Here is a 20,492-nt window from a genome sequence, read left to right on the forward strand (position 1 = left end):
AAATTCAAACGGTTTGCTCATAATGACGTTGTCCTCTATAACTGAATAGGCATTCTCGCTGTTAGCCATGTTTTGTTGCAAGTAATTGTTCAAAATAGTTGCGTCGTAAATCACCCCTGTTTTGAAAAAATGCTAGTTTCTTCTCCATACGTTTGCTACCATCTTCGGCCTGATTCGTAAAAAACCACTCCTAACTTTCAAAAATAATCCACTTGTTTTCCCCAAAATTTCAAAATGACTCCCTTTTTCTCATCGCCATTCATTTTCATTTCTTATTGATAATTTCAGTTGATAAATCAAAAAATAAAATAAAAAACATAGTGTTATATAAAAAATAAACTCAACAAATGAGTAGAGTAATAACTCAACATTCATTGATGAAACGAATTGCTCAGGATTCGTCAACACACTTATCCACAATTTTGGTGGATAACTAAACCTAGCCTAATGCCGATAAGGGGTACAGAAAAGTAAAGTATTTTCAGGGAAATATTTTTACTTTTTCTTCGGCTGGAAAGGTTGACACTGAACACCCCACTCGCTACCATTCGCACCGCTCAAAGCAATTCCCCCTTAGTTCAGTCGGTAGAACGGCGGACTGTTAATCCGTATGTCGCAAGTTCAAGTCTTGCAGGGGGAGCCAAATTCAAGAAAAAAGACGTCCTAGGACGTCTTTTTTTGTATCTAAATCTAGCTATTTCAAGGAATTGCATTCTCTTAACGTCTTTTCCTGACTCGTACTGGCTTAGAAGTTTAGGTACATAAATATTTTCCCCAAACCAAAAAAGTGACCCGTTAATCAATATAATTGCCCTTCATCCAAAGCAGAAGAAACCCAAACGAGAGGAGCATTCCAATTAATCGTGATCTCATTAAACGACCATGCATTAATGTTATCTCTATAACAGGTTTGGCCAACACACTGCCCCTTCAATGTCGCAGCGACTGGATCACTGTAACTCACGGAGTTGGGTCCACCCACTAGTGCGCCAGGTGCTGGAGCTGGTGACTTTTCATCCGCAGCATGTGCCCAAAAACGGTGATGTGGACTTTTAGCCGCATTGGTGCCGTAACCTGTAATATAAGACAGGTTCATTGGGTTCGCGCCTAGTAAGTAATCCATCGCATTTGCAGCCGCTTTTATATACTTAATATCGCCGGTGAAGTCATTCGCATAGATTAAGAAGATAGCTCTATTTACAAAACTCGAGTTCGATCCCCATGGATACTCTTCTACCGTGTAAGGAATATGATAACCCTCGTTATTAATCTGGCCCACAAAGTTATCAGAGGTTGCGATTAAGTTTTTCCTTGCAGCTTTAATTTGATCCTCACCCAATCCATTAGGCACAACAGCCAAGCTTATTGTTGCTAGAGGCGCTGTATACCCCCAGAACATTTCACCATCAGCTTCAATGTTGCCTTTTGGTGTCTCTAGATAATGAGGAGAAGCTTTCAGTGCTTTAAGGTACTTGCTGTCACCTGTGGTGATATACAGTTCACTTGCAGCCCAGTAGAACTCGTCTGAAAGCTCTTTATCATCATATGGGCCCGACCCTGTGAAGTTATCATAGGCAAGAATATTAGGATTTTTGCTCGCGGCTTCCCAAGCCTCTTGCGCCGCATTCAAACAGTTTTTTGAGAACGCAGGATCAATCTCTTTCCAAATTCGCGCACATTGAGCACCAATTGCTGACAAGTTCAACGTAGCCGCAGTGGTTGGATAACCCACATATCGCTTCTGGGTGTCCATATGAGGTGGCAGTGGCATACCTGTCCAAGCTTCATCAGCAACTTTATGGAAAGCCATCCCTTTTGCGTCAATCTTAGTCAGTTTAAGTGTTTTGTCTTCAGACTGGTCACCAACAGGAACCGCTACAGGTTGGTCACTATAGATCTGCATTGCCAATATAAATTCGATATTCCAACGAGCCTCTGACAACAAAGGATTAACGCCATTTCCAGCTTCTGGAATTTTCACTTTCCCTTCTGCAAAAGGAATTGGTGCGTTATCTAGCCATTTACCTCTTTCAAACAGGTTCAAAAGAGTCCAAGTCGAGATACCGCTGTTAACCGTATACTTACCATGGTCGCCAGCGTCATACCAACCGCCGGTTACATCGACAGAAAAATCACAACCTGGCCACTTATTACCCCAGCTGTCCGTCTTATTAAAACAGGTAACCACATCGCTTATATGACCGCCGGGACGCGCTAGATCGTCACGCTGTACCAGAGCCTTATCAATCTCAATACCACTACGGTTTTGGTAGAAGTAAGACAATGCATCGTACTTCAACTGATTGTAAATATCTTTGCTAATGCTAAATGGCAAGCTCTCGTCTTCACCGACTTTTACTTTCAAGCCACTCATATCTGATCTGTAGTTCGATAGGTCAATACGGTGAATAAACTCGCCTGATGCCTTATTAAGACCAAAGGCTTCCGTTTTACCTAAATCGACATTGATATTGCTGTTGTTTGTTAGCACCCACTTTAATGGCTCTTTAGATTCATTCGCGACAAACACAAACTTATCTGCTTGAGGAAGGTAACCGACTTGGTTAGCACGAACAGAATTTATCTTCAGCTCTTCAATGTATTTCTCACCGACGACTGAAACATTGCTAACGCATACGGTTCCCTTTTTCTGGGCGCCCATTTGAAACTGGAACTCAGTTTTAGCATCGCTTTCAACATCATGGCTGAACTTAAACTTATAGCTCTTCTTCTTCAGTGAGACTTTTGTATCATCCACAAAATAGTTGGTATAAGGAGGACCTTCATGCTGAATAAGCGTTCTCATTTGAGTATCAACGGTTGCATAAGCATCAAATGAAACTTCATAATCTGCTTTGTTTGCCAACCCAATCCCGCCCTGTCCTAAAATCACATTCCAAGGGTTCTCTCCTGGACTTCTAATCTCAAGACATGCTTCGCCATTTTTGATTTTTACATCTGCACCAGCATTCCACCAACCATCTATATTCCCGTTAAATTTGCCGTTCTTAATTTGCTCATTTGCATAAGCAGAACACGATGAAAGAATGAGTATGGTTACCAGTGAGAGTTTGAATTTGTACATATTTTCTCCTAGACATATAAATTACAACACCATTGAAATTAAGCGATTTTCATGGCTAATAAGTAGATGTCTGAGCACAAAAGAACCGTTCTAAAAACGCCTATTTCTCTCTTCGTGATACTGCTAGCACTTACCTCTAAGGTGATGAATCTGTTTCAAGGAAATCTCATCGATAAATTGACTTGTGCTCTAGCGAACAATTATATCAATCGGGGTAAACTAACTTTATAGCCTTTACAACATGCTCTTGAGCCTGGCTAACTATCTAGACCTTTGATATGAGCATGAGAGCAGCTTGTACTCTTGAACTAAACGACCATGGTAAAAATCTTCTATTGGTAACCCCAAACACTCACCAATCACCGTGGGCATTAATGTATTGATCTGCGGCAGGAGACCAAAAAGCACAATCATCACAAACGTAATAGTGATTGATCACTACTAACAGCTCATTTTAAACGCGTTCCCCCATTTTGATTTAAATCTGTTTACATATTGACAATTGTACAAATGTTTCACACTATCGAAAATAATTAATGATAATAATTATCATTACGTCGTAATGTTTATGCGGATAGTGCCCATGAAATCTCTACATAATGTGATGAACGCTTCATCAATCACTCCTTTACCTAATCTCTACCTTCTAGACCAATCATCAGAAACTGATAATCAACGATCAATGGCCGTTCACCAACACCGCCAAGACATTCAAAATATCTTGTCGGGTCGTGACTCAAGGATGTTGGTGATTATTGGGCCATGTTCAATCCACGACCCTGAGGCTGCAATTGACTATGCACAACGACTCGCAAAGGCACAAAAACAGTTCAGCAGCACTCTCAAGTTGGTGATGAGAACTTATTTTGAAAAACCGAGAACGCGGACAGGCTGGAAAGGATACATGGTTGACCCTGATCTCAACGGTCAATTTAACCTACTCAAAGGGCTCAGCTCTAGCCGTGAATTACTCAAGTCAGTCTTAGCGCTGGGTGTACCAACAGCAACTGAGTTTTTAGATACGCATATCGCACCGTATATCGCGGACCTTATTTGTTGGGGTGCGGTTGGCGCAAGAACCACTGAATCACAACCGCATCGCCAACTCGCTTCGGCATTGCACTGCCCTATTGGTTTTAAAAATGGTACTGACGGCAATACGACCATTGCAATCGATGCGATTCATGCCGCTAACGATTCACATCTGTTGATTATGGCGGGTGAGAATGGACAACCGGTTGCGGTGCAAACTCAAGGTAATCCATATTGCCATATCATTTTACGTGGTGGTGTCACGCCAAACTATGCAAGTCACAGTGTTAAAAGTGCGGCTTATCAATTACACCATAGCCAGCTCAGCAGTAGGCTAGTAATTGACTGCAGCCACGGCAATAGCGGAAAAATCGCTAAGAATCAATTGGATGTAATAAATAACATTGCCCAGCAACTGCTGTCTGGAGAGCGCCGCATTGCGGGGGTAATGTGCGAAAGCTTTTTGCAAGGCGGTAACCAAGCTTTGAATAAAGGTCCGCTCTGCTACGGCCAATCCATCACTGATGAGTGCTTAAGTTGGGAGGATACAATGTGCTTTTTAAATACGCTCGATGATGCGGTTGCAACACTTCAACAGCAGCAATATTGTCACGCTCCAGTGTAAACGACCACTAAGGTGAAGCTCCCGTTTGCTTCACCTTGCCTATCGTCAGTGGCCTTCACCTAATTATCGAGCGTAGCGCCGCCATCCACTCTCAAATCATGCATGGTGATTTGACTTGCTGCATTCGACATCAAAAACATAACAACCCCAGCAATGTCTTCGGGCTCCGCCATTTTGCCAAGGGGTATCCCCAAACGGTACTGTTCAAGATTACCTTTTATCACTTCTCTTTCACCATATTCGCTGTTCCATAACTGCGTTTGCATTTCGGTGCGTGTTGAGCCTGGGCTAACGATATTGCATCGAATTCCATCGTTTGCAAGCTCAAGAGCTGCGCACTTGACCAACATATGCAAAGCCGATTTAGATGCCGCATATGCTCCAATATTGAGCCGAGGCGTATTCGCTGAATTAGAGCCAATCACAATAACATTGCCACGCTGGCGCGCTTTCATTCCTATCGCTACCCCTTGCAAAGCGGCTAAGGTGCCAAACGTATTGACATCAAACATCGCTTTGATCTCTGACATCGATAATTCGGTTATTGAACCAAGGTGCAATATGCCCGCGCAACTGATGAAATGAGCAAACTGATAGCGCTCATTCAGTTCTTGTACCCTTTTTTTGACGTCGTCATGATGCTGTAAATCAAGCTCATAGCAATGAAGCTGCTCGGTATAGCACGCGTTCAAACTCGCTAATTGCTGAGTTAATTGGTGGTGATTTCTATCCGTCGCTACAACTCGATAACCGCTCGCCAATAAAGATTCCAATACGGCATAACCAATCCCCTGCCCGGCTCCAGTCAATAAAACCGTTTCGTCTAATTTCATCATTTTCCTAACTTTACTCCGTTAAATCCACACTAAACCATAGCCATAACTGAATCTCAGCCTTAGTTAATAACATTAATTATCATTTGTTATTGATAATTATTATCATATATAATCTGCGTACTTTAGTGGTTTGTAAAATAATAAGCAATTAGGCGTAACACGTTATTAATGGAGTTTTGGTGATGAAACGTGAAGTTATTGGGTTTTCAAAAATGGCTAATCAGCTATTGGATGAGCACTTAAAAGAATCTCCCTTCTTTTTTGCTTCGCCTCACAACACCATGCTTGGCGTGGGAATTGCTCATCAGTTCAATCAAGCGATCCCATTCTGTAAGCTGGCGGATCAAGCAACAAAGATGCTAGAAGCAGCAAAAACAGATGAGTACGACAATCCTATTTTATTTGCGACGATTCCTTTTAATGAAGAGACGGCGACGCGTTTCTTTATTCCAGAAAAGCTTTATGTTTCTGGTAGCCCACGTGCCAGTGAAAAAGAAGGGCAGCAGAGCCACAAAGCGACCATTGTTTCACCGCCAACAGGCAACGACTACAAACAAGGAGTCACAACCTTACTTGAGCTGTTTAATACCACCGAACTATCAAAAGTGGTGCTATCACGTTTAGTGAAACTCTCGACTCCGCAACACATCGATCAAACTCGTTTATTGCGTAATCTGTTGTCCATCAATCGCAATGGCTACACTTTTTCTACTGAAATTGGCCCTAACGCCAAGTTAATGGGAGCCAGTCCCGAGTTGTTGTTGGCGAAGAAAGGCGGGTTTATCGTTTCTAACCCCCTAGCGGGCTCGCGGCCTAAATCAAACAACGCGGTGCAAAACCAACAGCGCTCCGCTTCATTACTTGATACGCAAAAAGATCTGAATGAACATGCCTTCGTCGTCGAGGAAGTCGAGAAAGTACTCAGCCGCTACTGCCATAACTTATTTACCCCTATGGTTCCATCAGTGATTGAAACCGAAACGATGCTGCATTTATCAACAGTGCTTGAAGGACAAGCCGATGATCCGATGATTAACTCGCTACGCATTGCAGCAGAGTTACACCCAACACCCGCAGTGTGTGGTTATCCAAGATTATCGGCTTACCAAGCGATTAAGCAGATCGAAACTTTCGACCGCGGCTACTTCACTGGCATGATCGGTTGGTGCGACGCTCGGGGAAATGGCGAGTGGGTTGTCACGATACGCTGCGCTGAAGTGAGCCAAAACGAGATGAGCGTGTTCGCTGGAGCTGGCATAGTGAATGAATCCTCACCGCAGAGTGAACTCGATGAAACAGGGGCAAAAATGAGCACCATTTTGAAAGCCGCTGGTATTGAAATTGATGAATTACTTACCGCCTAAGGAGTGGTCATGAATAATCTTAACCCGACCGATTTTACCCCTTGGCCTGAGCAATTCAGCCAGCGCTATCGTGAACAAGGCTACTGGCAACAAAGAACCTTATTTGATTATTTCAGTGATTCCGTCAAAAAAAGCCCTGACGCCATCGCACTGATTGATGATTTCGGCCAGTACAGCTATCAAAATTTATATCAGAAAATGATAAGCCTTGCGGCTGGCTTGAGCTCCCTAGGTTTGCAGCGGGGTGATAATGTCGTACTACAAATGGCCAATCGTGCTGAATTCTATCTCTGCTTTTTTGCCTTGACCATGCGAGGCATTAAACCGGTTCTAGCTCTGCCAGCACACCGCTATCTAGAGCTGAGCTATTTTTGCCAACATACTCACGCCAAAGCCTATATTTTTTCAGACGATATCGTGGGCTTTGACGCGCAGCAAACCGCGCAGAAACTACGAAGTAGTTGCCCTTCTCTCTTGCATACCATTGTTTGCGGTCAATCCTCACACGAGCAAATTCAGGAATTAGATACGCTTTACCACTGCGTGGGAGACGATCCTGTTACTCATTCAGTCTTTGCTGATCAAGTGGCTTTTTTCCAGCTTTCCGGCGGAACAACTGGCACTCCCAAATTGATCCCTCGTACGCACAATGACTACGCTTATAGCGTACTTGGTAGCATTAAAATTTGTCAGTTTGGTCCACAAACGAGGTATTTGTGTGTTCTTCCCGTTGCGCATAACTTTCCACTCAGCTCGCCCGGCGCATTGGGCGTCTTTTACGCTGGCGGTTGTGTCGTGCTCGCTTCCGATACCACACCGCACACCGCTTTCCGTTTAATTGAGAAGCACCACATTACTGTTGCAGCACTAGTGCCGCCGTTAGCGCTACTGTGGATGAAATACGCCGAGTCCGCTACAGAAAACATCGCGAGCCTCACTCTGGTACAAGTCGGCGGAGCGAAGTTTAGTGAGGCCGCAGCAATGCGCTTACCGACGACTCTTCACTGTCAATTACAGCAAGTGTTTGGAATGGCTGAAGGGTTGGTTAATTACACACGACTTGATGACCCACTCAGCGTGATTGTTACTACTCAAGGACGCCCAATTTCAACTGATGATGAAGTGATGATAATCAACGATGAGGGTGAGCCCGCTGCGGTGGGTGAGGAAGGCTTACTCATGACCAGAGGCCCTTATACGATTCGAGGTTATTACCAAGCTCCAGAACATAACCAACGCTCATTCACCGACCAAGGCTTCTATATCACAGGTGACAGAGTGCGTAGGACGGCTGAAGGCAATATTATCGTCACGGGACGAGAGAAAGATCAGATCAATCGTGGTGGTGAAAAAATCGCAGCCGAAGAGGTTGAAAACCTGCTACTTCAACATCAGGATGTTCATGATGTGGCTTTGGTTGCTATTGCTGATGAGTTTCTTGGTGAACGCAGTTGCGCCATTGTCGTTCCAGATAACGGTAAAACGCTCAAACCCATTACTCTCAAACGATTTTTACACGCTCAAGGATTAGCAGAATTTAAGATCCCTGATCACATCCATTTCGTCGATGAATTACCTAAAACCCCCGTGGGCAAAGTCAACAAGAAATGGTTAAGAACGCAATACTCTCACTAATCATGGCAACACAGGCGCTCAAATAACTTAAAGATGAAAAAGCCGATATCGTCGATATCGGCTTTTGCTGGGCGATGCGTTCTCTTTCCCTATTCTAGTGGTCCAGTATACTCAAACTGGTTGCTCTTCAGTAGAACGCGTGTCCGTTACTTGATGTAACGACTGAGCAACAACACTAGGCTCCATCACATGCCACCACTCTCTTAAAGTTGAATATTTAATCATCTCTGAAAAGGCGCACTCTATGCCCATCTTGCGCCATGATTCAAATAAGGTAACCGCGCGGATAGAATCTAAGCCAAGAAAAGTGAGCTTCTCATCTACATCCACTTCATCTAAATCGAGATCCAATAGCTCAGCCACTTGCTGACGCATCTGTTCAAGGCTCAATAATCTGGTTTCTTGACTGTGGATCATTTGTGGTTTTAATGCCTCAAGCGAAGTCACGCAACCAACACGCTCCGTGATGTATTTCAACGTATGATGATGATCTTCCAAAGAGAAATCAGCCACAGCATCACCGACCACAAAAGGCTGTATATCCAACATAAAGGCATCTAACGCCGTAGATAAGATACCTATATGTGCATAGACACCCACAATGATCAACTGGTCACGCTGTGTCTCTTTCATCCACTCCAGCAGCGGCGTTTTCTTAAACGCGCTATAACGCCATTTGGTGTATTGGATATCCCCGTCTTCAGGTGAAAGCTCAGACACAATCTCAGTATCTTTTGTCAGCCCTGTTCCCCAAAAATCAGTCAGTAGCGCTCTCTCTACTGGGTCTTGGTTAGGGGGTTGAGCTGTGTACACCACGGGGATATTGGCCTGACGAGCCAGTGATTTCAGCTCTGAAATATTCGCTAATAACTCAGGAACGGGTGCCTGAGAATGATCAAAAAAGTTGATAAAGTACTTTTGCATATCGTGAATGAGCAGTACCGCTCTATCCGCTTGGACATGCCAGTGAACTTTATTTTTCGGAAATGTTTCAGCCAACGGAATGGAGTAGCTGGCTATTTTGGGAATCGCCATAAATATAATCCTTGTTAAAAGAAGCTTTTCTCGTTCGTGATGCCTTAAAGCCAATAACGACTTCAGAAATAAGAGGCTCGTATTCGTCGACAACTGCCACCTAAATGGTAACAATTATCATTTCATTAATACTAAAGCAGTCTACGCATAAAAATCAATTGTTAATGAGATTAATTCTCAATTATATGTGCAACATGTCGCTCTCGACTCACGGCAACACAACAAGAGCCCACCACAAAACGAATAGCTAATTCATCGTTTGCGCCGCAGGTTGGGAAGTGACCTCATCTGAGGAGACGTTAGGTTCTGAGCTTGTGCTAACGATAAGCGCTGGATCAAACAGAGTCGCTTGGCGTAATGAGCGAAATGCCATCACCATCAACGCACCAATTCCCGTTGCACCCAAACCAAAAGTGAGGATCGACATCGTTGGTGCTAGCACTTTACCCAACGCCCCTAAACCGAGTGCTCCAATCGAGTCTCCCGATACATCTTGCGCCGTCCATAAGCTACTTACGCGGCCTAACAGGTGATCTGGAGTGTGTCCTTGTACGATCGAATATTGAATCAGAGAAGCGACCGAACCCAAATAACCATAGCCAACTAAGATGAGAGCAAACCACCAAAAATTATTCACAAGCCCCATAGCCACAATCGCTAAAAATGAACCTAACGTCGCGTAGATTAAGACCATTCCTGGCTTTTGCGACTGTTTTACCCAACCTGAAGTCAATGCGCCACACATCGCCCCCAACGGAATGGCCGAATACATCACACCTGCGTTAGCGGCGGTACCCTGAAATGAGACTAAAGCTAACGCAGGGAACATCACTCTAATCGCGGTTGCTAATGTTTCGAGTGTGCCAAACAGCACCACACAACCAACCACTTTGTTTGAAAATAGAAATTGAACACCTTCATACAGTGATTGAAATGGATTCTCTGGCGAATGATGTTGCGGTTTCATCGAAGGTAATCTAAACAGTGGGATCAGCGTACAAAGCGTTCCAACAGAAGCCGCAATATAGTTCCAACTGACATCACCGACAGTGATCAGTAAGCCGCCAATCGCTGGCGAAAGAACCATACCTAATCGAACCGTTAGCATGCTCAATGCGGCAGCTTCAGGTAATTTTTGTCGCCCAACAATGGTCGGTAAAGCAGCCATCAAGGCCGTCATACCCATAGCGCCAAAAAAACCATCCCACACCGAGAGTATATAGAGAGCCACTAAGGAGGATTGCGCGACTATGCTATTGAATGCTAATGCAGCAAACCCAATGCCACAGGTCGCGCGTGCGAACAAAATCAATCGACGGCGATCGTACTTATCGGCCAGTACGCCTCCAAGCAACAGGCCAACAAACATCCCGATACCATCCAATGCCATGATAAGACCTACCTGCAAGGTCGAACCGGTCATTTGATGTATCTGTATCGGCACTGCGACCGTCATCATGCCAAGAGCAAGCACTGACATCATGCGGGCCATAAAGACCATTCGGAAATGTGGGTTGTCTTTTAGTAGGCTAAAATCTAAAAATATATTCTTTATATTCATACTATTATCTATTCAAACCAGAATGTAATGCTTTCAAAACATCGCGAAGATTAAGACGAAACCAGCCTTGATACGCACTGGTTTCGTCGATGGTGGTTTTTGTTATTTTTTCAGTGCAGCCTTCGACTCCAACAGCGTATTTAAACATTCGCCAATCTGGCGTACATTTTCTGGGGCCAAGATATCTTCATGTGAACAATCAAACTGATGCTTAATCAACTGGCCGACAAAAGATTGCCAATGAGCATCAATATCATAACCATCTGGCACCGTACGTTGCGCCACAAAAAGGTGGGCCGGACCTTGATAATCAGACGTTTGTGCCTGTGCAAGTAGACGTACCGCATCTTCATAGTTAGCGGTAATCTCATTGAACATCGCCAAACGTTGCTCATCTAATTCAATGTCGGTTAGCTCATTGATGGCCAGAAACTGCTCTTTTTCACGCTCAATTTCGTACTGCTCTTCTTCATCCATCGGGCCATCCCAGTTCTGACCCTCCGGTGGATAGGTATCCAATAACCCTAAAAAGTGCACCTCTTCACCCTGCTGTTGAAGCTTCGCGGCCAATTTTTGTGCCACAATCCCGCCAAATGAATAGCCTAATAGATGGTAAGGTCCAAATGGCTGTATCTCTCTTAAGACGGGTAATAAACGATCACACACTTCTTCCATCGTTTCACTGGTCGCCATCGCTCCGCCGGGCCGAGGTGATTGCAAACCATAAATGGGATAATGTCCTGTCAGATATTTAGGTAGCCCTGTGTATTGCCAAGCAAAGCCAGAAGCAGAGTTGACACAAAAAAGTGCTGGGCCACTTCCGGCACGGATAGGCAGCACTTCGCCAAAACCAGCTAAGGTAGGGTCGTTAAAAGCATCGTCATCCAGCAACAAACTCGCCAGTTTCTCCACCGTAGGATTGACCATGATTTGACCAACTGTGACAGGTAGGTTTAGCGCTCTTCGAATATCTGCCGCTAATTTCATCGCCAGCAGTGAATGCCCGCCGAGCGTAAAGAAATCATCATCAGCAAACAGTGTTTCGACAGCCAATACTTGAGAAAATAGCGTCACCAATTGTGTTTCAAGGCCCGGATGAGCCTTGCGCCCTACCCGTACTGCGAGGTCATTTGGCCGCGGTAATGCTTTTTTATCTAGCTTACCGTTGGCGCTAAGCGGATAGTGATCCAGTAACACGATAGCCGCCGGAACCATATGGGCTGGTAAATGTTCGGAAAGTTCAGTGCGTAGCTTCTCGCCATTCGTTACGCTCATATCATGCGCGATGACGTAACCGATAATTTGCCGTTCATCAGCGCCCAACATACCGGAATGAGTAGAGAGCGTCTGAGCACAGACCACCGCTTGTTTTACTGCAGGAAGTGCCTGTAATGCGCTTTCAATTTCACCCAGTTCCACACGCTGCCCGCGAATTTTTATCTGATCATCACTGCGTCCTAAATACTCAATCGAGCCACACGCTAACCAACGTACGACATCACCAGTGCGGTACATTCGCTCGCCACAAATAAACGGATTGGCGATAAACCGATCCGCCGTTAACGCACTGCGATTAAAGTAACCGATGGCTAATTGCTCGCCAGCAAGATAGAGCTCGCCCGGCACACCGATTGGTACAGCTCTTAAAAAGCTATCGAGCACATAAACTTGGGTGTTCCATACCGGTAAACCAATCGGTGCACTACGGCCAACGCTTGCGTTTAATGCCTCGCCGTAAGCTGGATAATAAGTCACGTCAACCGCCGCTTCCGTCGGGCCGTACAAGTTATGCAGCGGTGCATTAATTCTACGTGCGTACTGATGGCAGAGCTCTTTCGCAAGCGCTTCACCTGAGCAAAATACTTGCTTGAGGCTTGGTGCTACGGTGAAACCCGTTGGGTGAGTTGCTTCAATTGAGGCCATAAAAGCTGCCAGCATTGAGGGTACAAAGTGCATCGTGGTCACGTGATAATCGTCAATTATTTGCAATAACCATTCAGGGTCTTTATGCGCTTCAGCCGGAGCCATCACTAAGCTCGCCCCTTCCAGTAAGGGCCAGAAAAACTCCCACACGGAGACATCAAAACTGCACGGCGTTTTTTGCAATACCACATCCTCAGAGCTCAAGGGATATTGGTGCTGCATCCACTTCAATCGGTTGACAATCGCTTGATGAGAAACCAACACCCCTTTGGGGTTACCTGTTGAACCTGAAGTGTAAAGCAAGTAGGCCGCATTTGAGGGGGTAAGCCCATCTGCGCGGTTCTGCCGCTCTGCGCGCACGGGGGCTGGTAACTTATCCAACAACAATAGTGTCGCTAAACCTTCAAAACGTGAGGTGAATGAAGAGCAAGTGATGATCAGCGCAGGCTTAGCATCATTGATCATGTAGGCCAAGCGCTCATCCGGATAACCAACATCCAACGGTAAATAAGCCGCACCACATTCGATAATACTGTAGATCGCCAAGCTCAAGGTTGCGCTGCGTGGCAAGGCAACAGCAACAATATCCCCGGCCTTAACACCTTGCTGAAGCAGCAAATCGGCAATAGCGGCCACCTGCTCAGCCAGTGCTTGATAGGTAAAACGGTGCTCACTATCAATTAAAGCCAACTGATGTGGAGAACGTTGTTGCTGCGTGATCATCAAATCACGCAGTGTCGTGCGTTCAACGGCGGTTTTGGTCTGGTTGACGCGTTGCTGCAATTCAATTTCGCCACTTAACCGCAGATCCCATTCAGCGAAAGGCTTATCACTCGACACCATAAACTCATCCAGCATTTGCTCAAATCGTTGTACGATCTGTTTTGCTACGCCGACTCGGTCTCGATATTCAAACAGGATATGCAGTTGCTCTCCCGGTAAGACGAGAATGGTTAATGGATAATGGGTATAGCCACGATTGTGGATAGCCATTAATTTCGCGCCGCTAAAATCTTGCTGGTACCAACGGCTATGATCTGGATAGTTTTCGACCACCAGCAAAGTATCAAAGAGTGTTTTTCCGCCCACCAGTTGCTGGATCTCACCCAAGCCAAGTTCATCGTGCTCCAGTAATTGGATCTGGATCGCTTGGTGCGCTTTTAATTGTTCACTCAAACTAAGGTGAGGTTGCAGTGTCACACGGACAGGCACGGTATTACTGAATAACCCTATCTGTTCATCAATACCGGCAATACGACCGAACCGACCAGAGATTGGCGTACCAAAAACCACCTCTTCACGGCCTGTCATGCTGGCGAGAATACTCGCCCAAAGGCCTTGCATTAAGGTGCTCATGGTTAAGCCATGATGTCGTAAACACTGATTTAACTGATCCGTTTTATGCTTTGATAGCCATAACTGATGCTCGTTAACTTCCTCGCTAAGCGGAATATCATCAAAAGCCATACTCGGCTGGACATCAGCTAATACTTTGCGCCAAAGCTCGGTCGCAACGGTTTTATCACGCTGCGTTAGCTGGCTCACAACATGAGCATAGCCGACGGTTACAGGAGGTAAGTTCGAGACCCCTTGGGCGTATGCACTAAGAAAATCATTCAATAAAATCGGCGTTGACCAGCCATCGACTACCAGATGATGTGCTGAAAGGAGCAGTGTGCTTTGCTGATCACCATGAAAAATCAACTGGGCCTGCAACAGGCTGTGGGTAGGATCGTTAAGGTCAAACTGGCGGCTTAGCTCTTGCTTCTCTAACTGATCAATCAACGCGCTTTGCTCATCACCACTCATGTTTGTTATGTCATAACGTGTCAGTGGCCAACTTGGATTAACCTGCGTCATCACCTGTACAGTGCGCCCTAATATCGAACTATCAAATCGAGCGAGCAACTGCGGATGACGCCTAATCACCGCATTAAGCGCTTCGCTCACGCGATGTTCAGACAGTTGACCTTGGAAAGTAAGACGCGTGGTGGAGTTATAACTGCTATTTTTATCCCCTAATTGAGATTGGAACAGTAATCCTTCTTGTAAAGGCAATGCTGGCAGTACATCCGCTAACTTGCCATAGTGGTGTTGCAATAGGCTCGCTTGTCGCAGTGTGATTCCCGGCTCGGTATAGTCAGCAGGTACAGAGAGGTCCAACTCAGCACTATCGCCAACTTGTAGCGCTTGCTGTATTTTCAGCAGCTCACTTTCAATCTGTTGGCTCAGCGACACCATTTCCTGTTGGCTGAACAGATGAGCATTCCAAGACCAGTTGAGCACCAATCGCGGCGTTGCCGATTCTTCGACGAAAATATTTAGCTCTAAGGGATGCTGCAAAGCCCGTTCACTGTTTAAGGTGACGGCAAATGTATCGGCAAACTGCCCACTATATTGCTGTGGTGACCACTGACCATCGCTGCTTTGGAAACGGCCAAGGTAATTAAACAGCAATGACGGTTGGCGTGTATTCGCTAATGTGCGTAATTCATCTCGATACGGATTATCAAGATAGCGCAGCACCATATAACCTAGCCCTTTATCTTTCACACTGCGCTTACTTTGCTTCACTTCACGTAACCGCTCGCGGTAATCACCCTGCTTTGGCACGTTAATGATCAACGGATATTCGGTGGTAAACCACCCTAGAGTTTGGTTGAGATCGATCTCCTCTTTACACTCTTCACGGCCATGAGATTCGACGTTCACTTTAATCTCTTCACACCCATAAAGTCCTGCGATCGCCCCCGTGACCGCGGCTAATAGCATCTCTTCAATATCGAGATTCGTCTGGTGTGTGGGTAATTCCAATAACGGCTGCGTAACGGCATGAGAGAGTGGCGTACGCCAATGCGTCATGCGTATTTTATCGACAGGATCCTTGATGGGAGCAACAGCACGCTGTGCCTGCGCTCGCCAAAATGGCATTTGCGCAGCAGCGACCGATAAATGTTGATACAGCGCTTTTGACCAACAATGGATACCGGTAACCTCCTCAGAAATCACCGCCACTTCACCTGTGACTTGCGCTTGAGTTAATGCCTGCAACTGCGGAAGCAATATTCGCCAAGAGACACCATCGATAAGGAAATGGTGAGCAAGGATCATGAGACTTTTACGCCCACTGCGCTCCGTTATCATCACCAAGCGTAATAACTGACCCGATGATATTGACATCGACTGACTGCGCTGGCTAAACAGACTGTCCAACACGTTGCCATCTAGCCTCTCAAGCGAAACCGATTCAACCCAGTTTTTTACATCAATATTTTGCAGCGCCTCAATATGGTATTGCTGCTCTTTTTGGACCAAGCGACACACGGAATGGTTGGCGACCAGTTGCACTAAACTGGCTTGCAAGTGCGCTAATTGGGTTTCGCTTTCCACCTCAACAAGCACACTTTGCACATAACTGGTTGTATTAGAAAATGTCTCCTCAAACCATTGCCACATAGGCAGAGGCCGAATAATGCCTTCTTGTTTCTCGCGCTGTTGTTGCTGTAGTGGCACCATTTGGCCCGCCATCATACCCAGTTGACGGGCTGCAAAAATAGCTTTGGGTCGTAGATCATAGCCCGCCGTTCGCAATCGCGTCCCAAGGCTCATTGCCGAAATACTGTCCCCGCCTAGGTTAAAGAAGTCATCTGACATTCCTACGTCACTGACACCGAGTAGCTCGGTGATCGCATCACATAACAGCTGCTCTGGTTGGGTTATTGGGGCCACGCGTTCGCTACGCGTGCCTGCCGAGTACTTAGGGAGCGCTTTTCTATCGATTTTCCCATTCACATTCAAAGAGAAAGCATCCAAGATCATCACATTGGTTGGCTGCATATAGTCAGGCAGCGCCTGTGCGATAAGACTTTGCAGTCTTTGCTCTGTGAACGCGGGTTGAACTGACTCACCCTGAGTCCCTTTCTCTAAAGTACAGTAAGCCAATAAACGATGAGTATCGCCAACAGGCTCTGCTACGACTACCGTCGTATTAACACCATCAATCGCATTAATAGCACTTTCTACATCGCCCAATTCAATACGAAAACCGCGAATTTTGATTTGGTGATCACACCGGCCAACAAAATCCAGTAACCCATTGTCTCGCCACTTCACCAAATCACCAGTGCGGTACATTATCTTGCCATACGCAAAGGGGTTCGCCACAAAACGTTCTGCTGTCATACTTGGCTGGTTGAGGTAGCCCTTTGCTAACCCCGCACCCGATAAATAAAGCTCACCCACCTCACCAATAGCGACAGGCTCTAAGTTTTCATCAAGCACGTAAACACAAGCACCGGCAATTGGTCGACCAATGACAGGCGATGCATCTGCATCAAGCGAAGCGCTGATCGCATCAACCGTAAATTCTGTTGGTCCATAAAAGTTTTCCACCAGCAGTTCGGGAAACTCACTCACACGTGACCAAAGCTTTTGTGGTATGGCTTCACTACCAATCAAAACTAACGTCGGCACGTGAGCACTCGTCATTAATCCACTATCGAGCATTTGATCAAACAGTAAAGGCGGTAAATCAAGAGCATCGATATTATCTTCAGCAACACACTGAACCAGTTCGTAGGCGTCTTTCCGTTGTTCATCGTCATACAAATACATAGTATGGCCAGACAACATCCAGAGTACTTGCTCCCAAGAAGCATCGAAGGAGAATGACGTCGTATGCGCTGCACGAACAGTAATAGCTTGTTCTGGTAACTGACGACGTGTCGCCAGTTTTCTGATAGCCGCAGAAAAAATCGAACCTTGATGAGAGCGCAGTAAATTCAACAGCGCTCCATGTGTGTTCATGACCCCTTTCGGGTGACCAGTCGAACCTGAAGTAAAGATGATATAAGCCACGTCGCTGTGACTGATCGTCGGTTTGGGTTGTGGCGCTGTGTGAATGCGAGCCAATTCAGAAAGAGCAATAAACCTAGGGACGTAGCTTATCGATGAATAAGCCATGTTTTGCTCATCCTCCTCCACAACTAAGCACCAAGGACGTGCTTGTTCAACAATCGATTCAATACGTTCTATGGGATAATCAAGATCGATAGGCAGGTAAATCGCACCCGCTCGCAAAATAGCTAGCATAGTCACGACGCTTTCAGGCCCACGTCGTAACGCGACACCTGCAATATCGCCTTGGCGCAAGCCCGCGGTAATCAGTTGATCCGCTCGAGTTTCAATAAGGTGATTGAAGGCATCAAATGTCCAACGCTGCTGTTTAAACACCAAGGCATCTTCGTTTGGCTTGCTCTCAACAGTCTGCTGCCATACATCCAGCACGGTTTGCTCTGTTCCATGTTCATGTTGTGGCCCCACCGACCACAAAGCAATCTGCTGCTTCTCGCTCGGCGGGATTAACTCTACCAAATCAAGTGGCTGTGTTGGATGGTTGGCAATCTGCTCTACCATCGCAACGAAACGAGCGGCATGAAGTTCTAATGACTCTTGGCTATATTTGGTGCTGTTGGCCGTGATATTAACACTCAATGTTTGACCATCGAGCACTGGCGAAAATTCAATCTCATCAATCGGACCTGCCGAGAGGATATGTGTCTCAGTCACTACGCCAGATAAACTCAGTGCAGCTTCAAAGGGTTTAAAGTTGAGTATCGGGCCATAGAGCGGCTGGCCTACTAATCCCAAATCACGCTGGATCTGCTCAGCGTCATACATCTGGTGGCGACGAACTTGGCGGATGGTTTTATTCATCTCTCGCGCCACATCAATAATGCTCATTTGTGGATGAAGTGACAGCGCCACCGGCAGTACATTCACTACCGCACCAGCGGCACAAGTGGCGGCATTGCCCATTCGGCGCATAAAGGGGACACCAACACACACTTGCTCTTGCCCAGAATGTAAATGGAGATAAGCAAATACCATCGCCATCGCAAGCTCGGCGGGTAACAACTGTGGACTATAGCAAGTTAACCACTCTCCACCGATTAATGGCACGGTGTGAGTGATCGTGCTCGATGATGTATTGGCTGCGCTACCTGTGGTGAGCGAAATAACATTGGGTAAATGAGCCGCTTGCGTTTGCCAAAAGTCGTACGCCTGCTGGCGCGCGGCCGAGTCTAAAAATTGCTGATATTCTTGAATTACATCACTAAAAGCGCTGAACTCTTGAGGTTTCGCAGCGCCAATCCGCCAATGGTTATAAAGTTGGCAGATGTATTGACTGATGGCATTCACGCTGAACCCATCCACGTCAATATGATGGTAACGTTGATACCAAAACCATTGCGGTGCATTGCTTGAACCAACATCAATTAAACAGTGTCGGAAACGCCTCTTTCTTGATGAAATGTCCAACCGCTGCGCAAGATCGTGCTTCATCCACTCCCGAGCCGACTCTTCTGGTAAGGCGGCTTGTGAAAAGTCGAGGATTTCAAGCCACTGCCCTTCTTCATCCGCTGGATAAAACTGCTGCCTCACGCTGCCATCGCTCTCTAAATAATGGCAGTGAAGGGAATCAACGCCTTGCAAGCCGATGGCTACCGCGTTTGAAAATAACTCAATATCGATTTGACCTTGAATCACCACGTAGTGGGCAACATTAAATTGCTCTGGATTGGGCATCATCTGCTCGGCAAACCAAATACCTTGCTGTGTGCCGATAAGAGGCCACTGATCCTCTTGCACTGATGAGTTGTGCATCTCTTTATTCCTAACAAAAGTCATTGCCTATGTCCCTTTTTGTTACCCCGCTTAACAAGCATGAATGAACAGCGCCGCTATTGCAGGAGTCAAAACTCGTTTGGTTTAAGCTCGAATATCTAACCACTGAGCTTCGATGTAGTTGCAACACTCTTGTTTTGACCTCGGTCCAAGGATGGCTTGCCAACCAGCGGGAATGGCTTTGAATTCTGGCCATAAACTGTATTGATTATGCGAATTGATCAGCACTAAAAATTGATGCTTAGATTCATCAAAAGGGTTGGTGTATTTTTCTGACATATTTCTCTCTACCGCTGAAAATTAAAGATAAGGTTCTAAAACATATGACAAGCCATCGATGATCCCGCCGCGCCAACAGAGTCGATCATGACCGCCGTCAAACAGACGAAATTGAATCCGATGCTGTTGTGAAGCCAACTGTTGGTATAGATCTCGACTTAAATCGATCATGATGTCTTCGCCACTGCCCACTTCGAGGAAAAGCGCAAGACGTGAATTGGCACCTAAACCTTGATGTACCTCTTGGCTCATTTTGCTTAATCGCGAGTCGCTTTTCGGTGGACAATATTCACTGGGGGGTTTAACGATCGAGAAATCGGGCCACCAAAATGAACCCGATTGACAAACCACAGAACCGAATCGCTGCGGCCAGTGTAATGCCGCGTACATTGCCGCTAAGCCTCCTAAACTCTGGCCTACGATCACCGTT

General features: G+C 45.9%; 9 protein-coding genes, 1 tRNA gene and 1 pseudogene. 4 read left to right on the forward strand and 7 right to left on the reverse strand.

Going from position 1 to position 20,492, the window contains the following annotated elements; all coding sequences use genetic code 11:
• Positions 1 to 567 precede the first annotated feature (567 nt).
• Positions 568 to 643, forward strand: a tRNA-Asn gene (locus AACT21_RS11280).
• A 156-nt stretch (positions 644 to 799) separates the two neighbouring features.
• Here the strand turns inward: AACT21_RS11280 and AACT21_RS11285 are convergent.
• Complete coding sequence (locus AACT21_RS11285; protein ID WP_094164553.1) at positions 800 to 3,085, reverse strand: glycoside hydrolase family 9 protein; 2,286 nt, start codon at positions 3,083 to 3,085, stop codon at positions 800 to 802.
• A 583-nt stretch (positions 3,086 to 3,668) separates the two neighbouring features.
• Here AACT21_RS11285 and AACT21_RS11290 point away from each other — a divergent pair.
• Entirely contained in the window at positions 3,669 to 4,742 is a 1,074-nt protein-coding gene (locus AACT21_RS11290) for a 3-deoxy-7-phosphoheptulonate synthase (RefSeq protein WP_094164554.1), read from the forward strand.
• Between the two features lie 59 nt (positions 4,743 to 4,801).
• Here the strand turns inward: AACT21_RS11290 and AACT21_RS11295 are convergent, their stop codons facing one another.
• Entirely contained in the window at positions 4,802 to 5,578 is a 777-nt protein-coding gene (locus AACT21_RS11295) for a 2,3-dihydro-2,3-dihydroxybenzoate dehydrogenase (RefSeq protein WP_017048410.1), read from the reverse strand.
• Between the two features lie 176 nt (positions 5,579 to 5,754).
• Between AACT21_RS11295 and AACT21_RS11300 the strand changes: the two genes are divergently transcribed.
• Positions 5,755 to 6,942, forward strand: coding sequence for an isochorismate synthase (locus tag AACT21_RS11300; RefSeq protein ID WP_013857268.1), 1,188 nt, complete (start codon positions 5,755 to 5,757; stop codon positions 6,940 to 6,942).
• 3 nt (positions 6,943 to 6,945) lie between these two features.
• Positions 6,946 to 8,577, forward strand: coding sequence for a 2,3-dihydroxybenzoate-AMP ligase VabE (gene vabE, locus AACT21_RS11305; RefSeq protein WP_094164555.1), 1,632 nt, complete (start codon positions 6,946 to 6,948; stop codon positions 8,575 to 8,577).
• Between the two features lie 111 nt (positions 8,578 to 8,688).
• Here the strand turns inward: vabE and AACT21_RS11310 are convergent, their stop codons facing one another.
• The 5 genes and pseudogenes from AACT21_RS11310 to vabH all read right to left on the reverse strand — a co-directional run.
• Positions 8,689 to 9,612: an isochorismatase family protein gene (locus AACT21_RS11310; RefSeq protein ID WP_176430242.1), complete on the reverse strand. Its 924-nt coding sequence runs from the start codon at positions 9,610 to 9,612 to the stop codon at positions 8,689 to 8,691.
• 247 nt (positions 9,613 to 9,859) lie between these two features.
• The gene (gene vabS / locus AACT21_RS11315) at positions 9,860 to 11,173 is read right to left on the reverse strand and encodes a vanchrobactin export MFS transporter VabS (protein WP_094164557.1); all 1,314 of its coding nucleotides are present in this window, start codon (positions 11,171 to 11,173) and stop codon (positions 9,860 to 9,862) included.
• Positions 11,174 to 11,275: 102 nt separating this feature from the next.
• On the reverse strand, positions 11,276 to 19,762 hold the full coding sequence (gene vabF, locus AACT21_RS11320) for a vanchrobactin non-ribosomal peptide synthetase VabF (RefSeq protein WP_094164558.1): 8,487 nt from the start codon (positions 19,760 to 19,762) through the stop codon (positions 11,276 to 11,278).
• A gap of 105 nt (positions 19,763 to 19,867) precedes the next feature.
• Entirely contained in the window at positions 19,868 to 20,062 is a 195-nt protein-coding gene (locus tag AACT21_RS11325) for an MbtH family protein (protein ID WP_013857274.1), read from the reverse strand.
• Positions 20,063 to 20,083: 21 nt separating this feature from the next.
• A pseudogene (gene vabH / locus AACT21_RS11330) lies at positions 20,084 to 20,492 on the reverse strand (vanchrobactin esterase VabH); the annotation flags it as partial.

The sequence above is a fragment of the Vibrio sp. V08_P9A1T1 genome (assembly GCF_963874405.1).
In the GTDB taxonomy this organism is placed as follows: domain Bacteria; phylum Pseudomonadota; class Gammaproteobacteria; order Enterobacterales; family Vibrionaceae; genus Vibrio; species Vibrio anguillarum.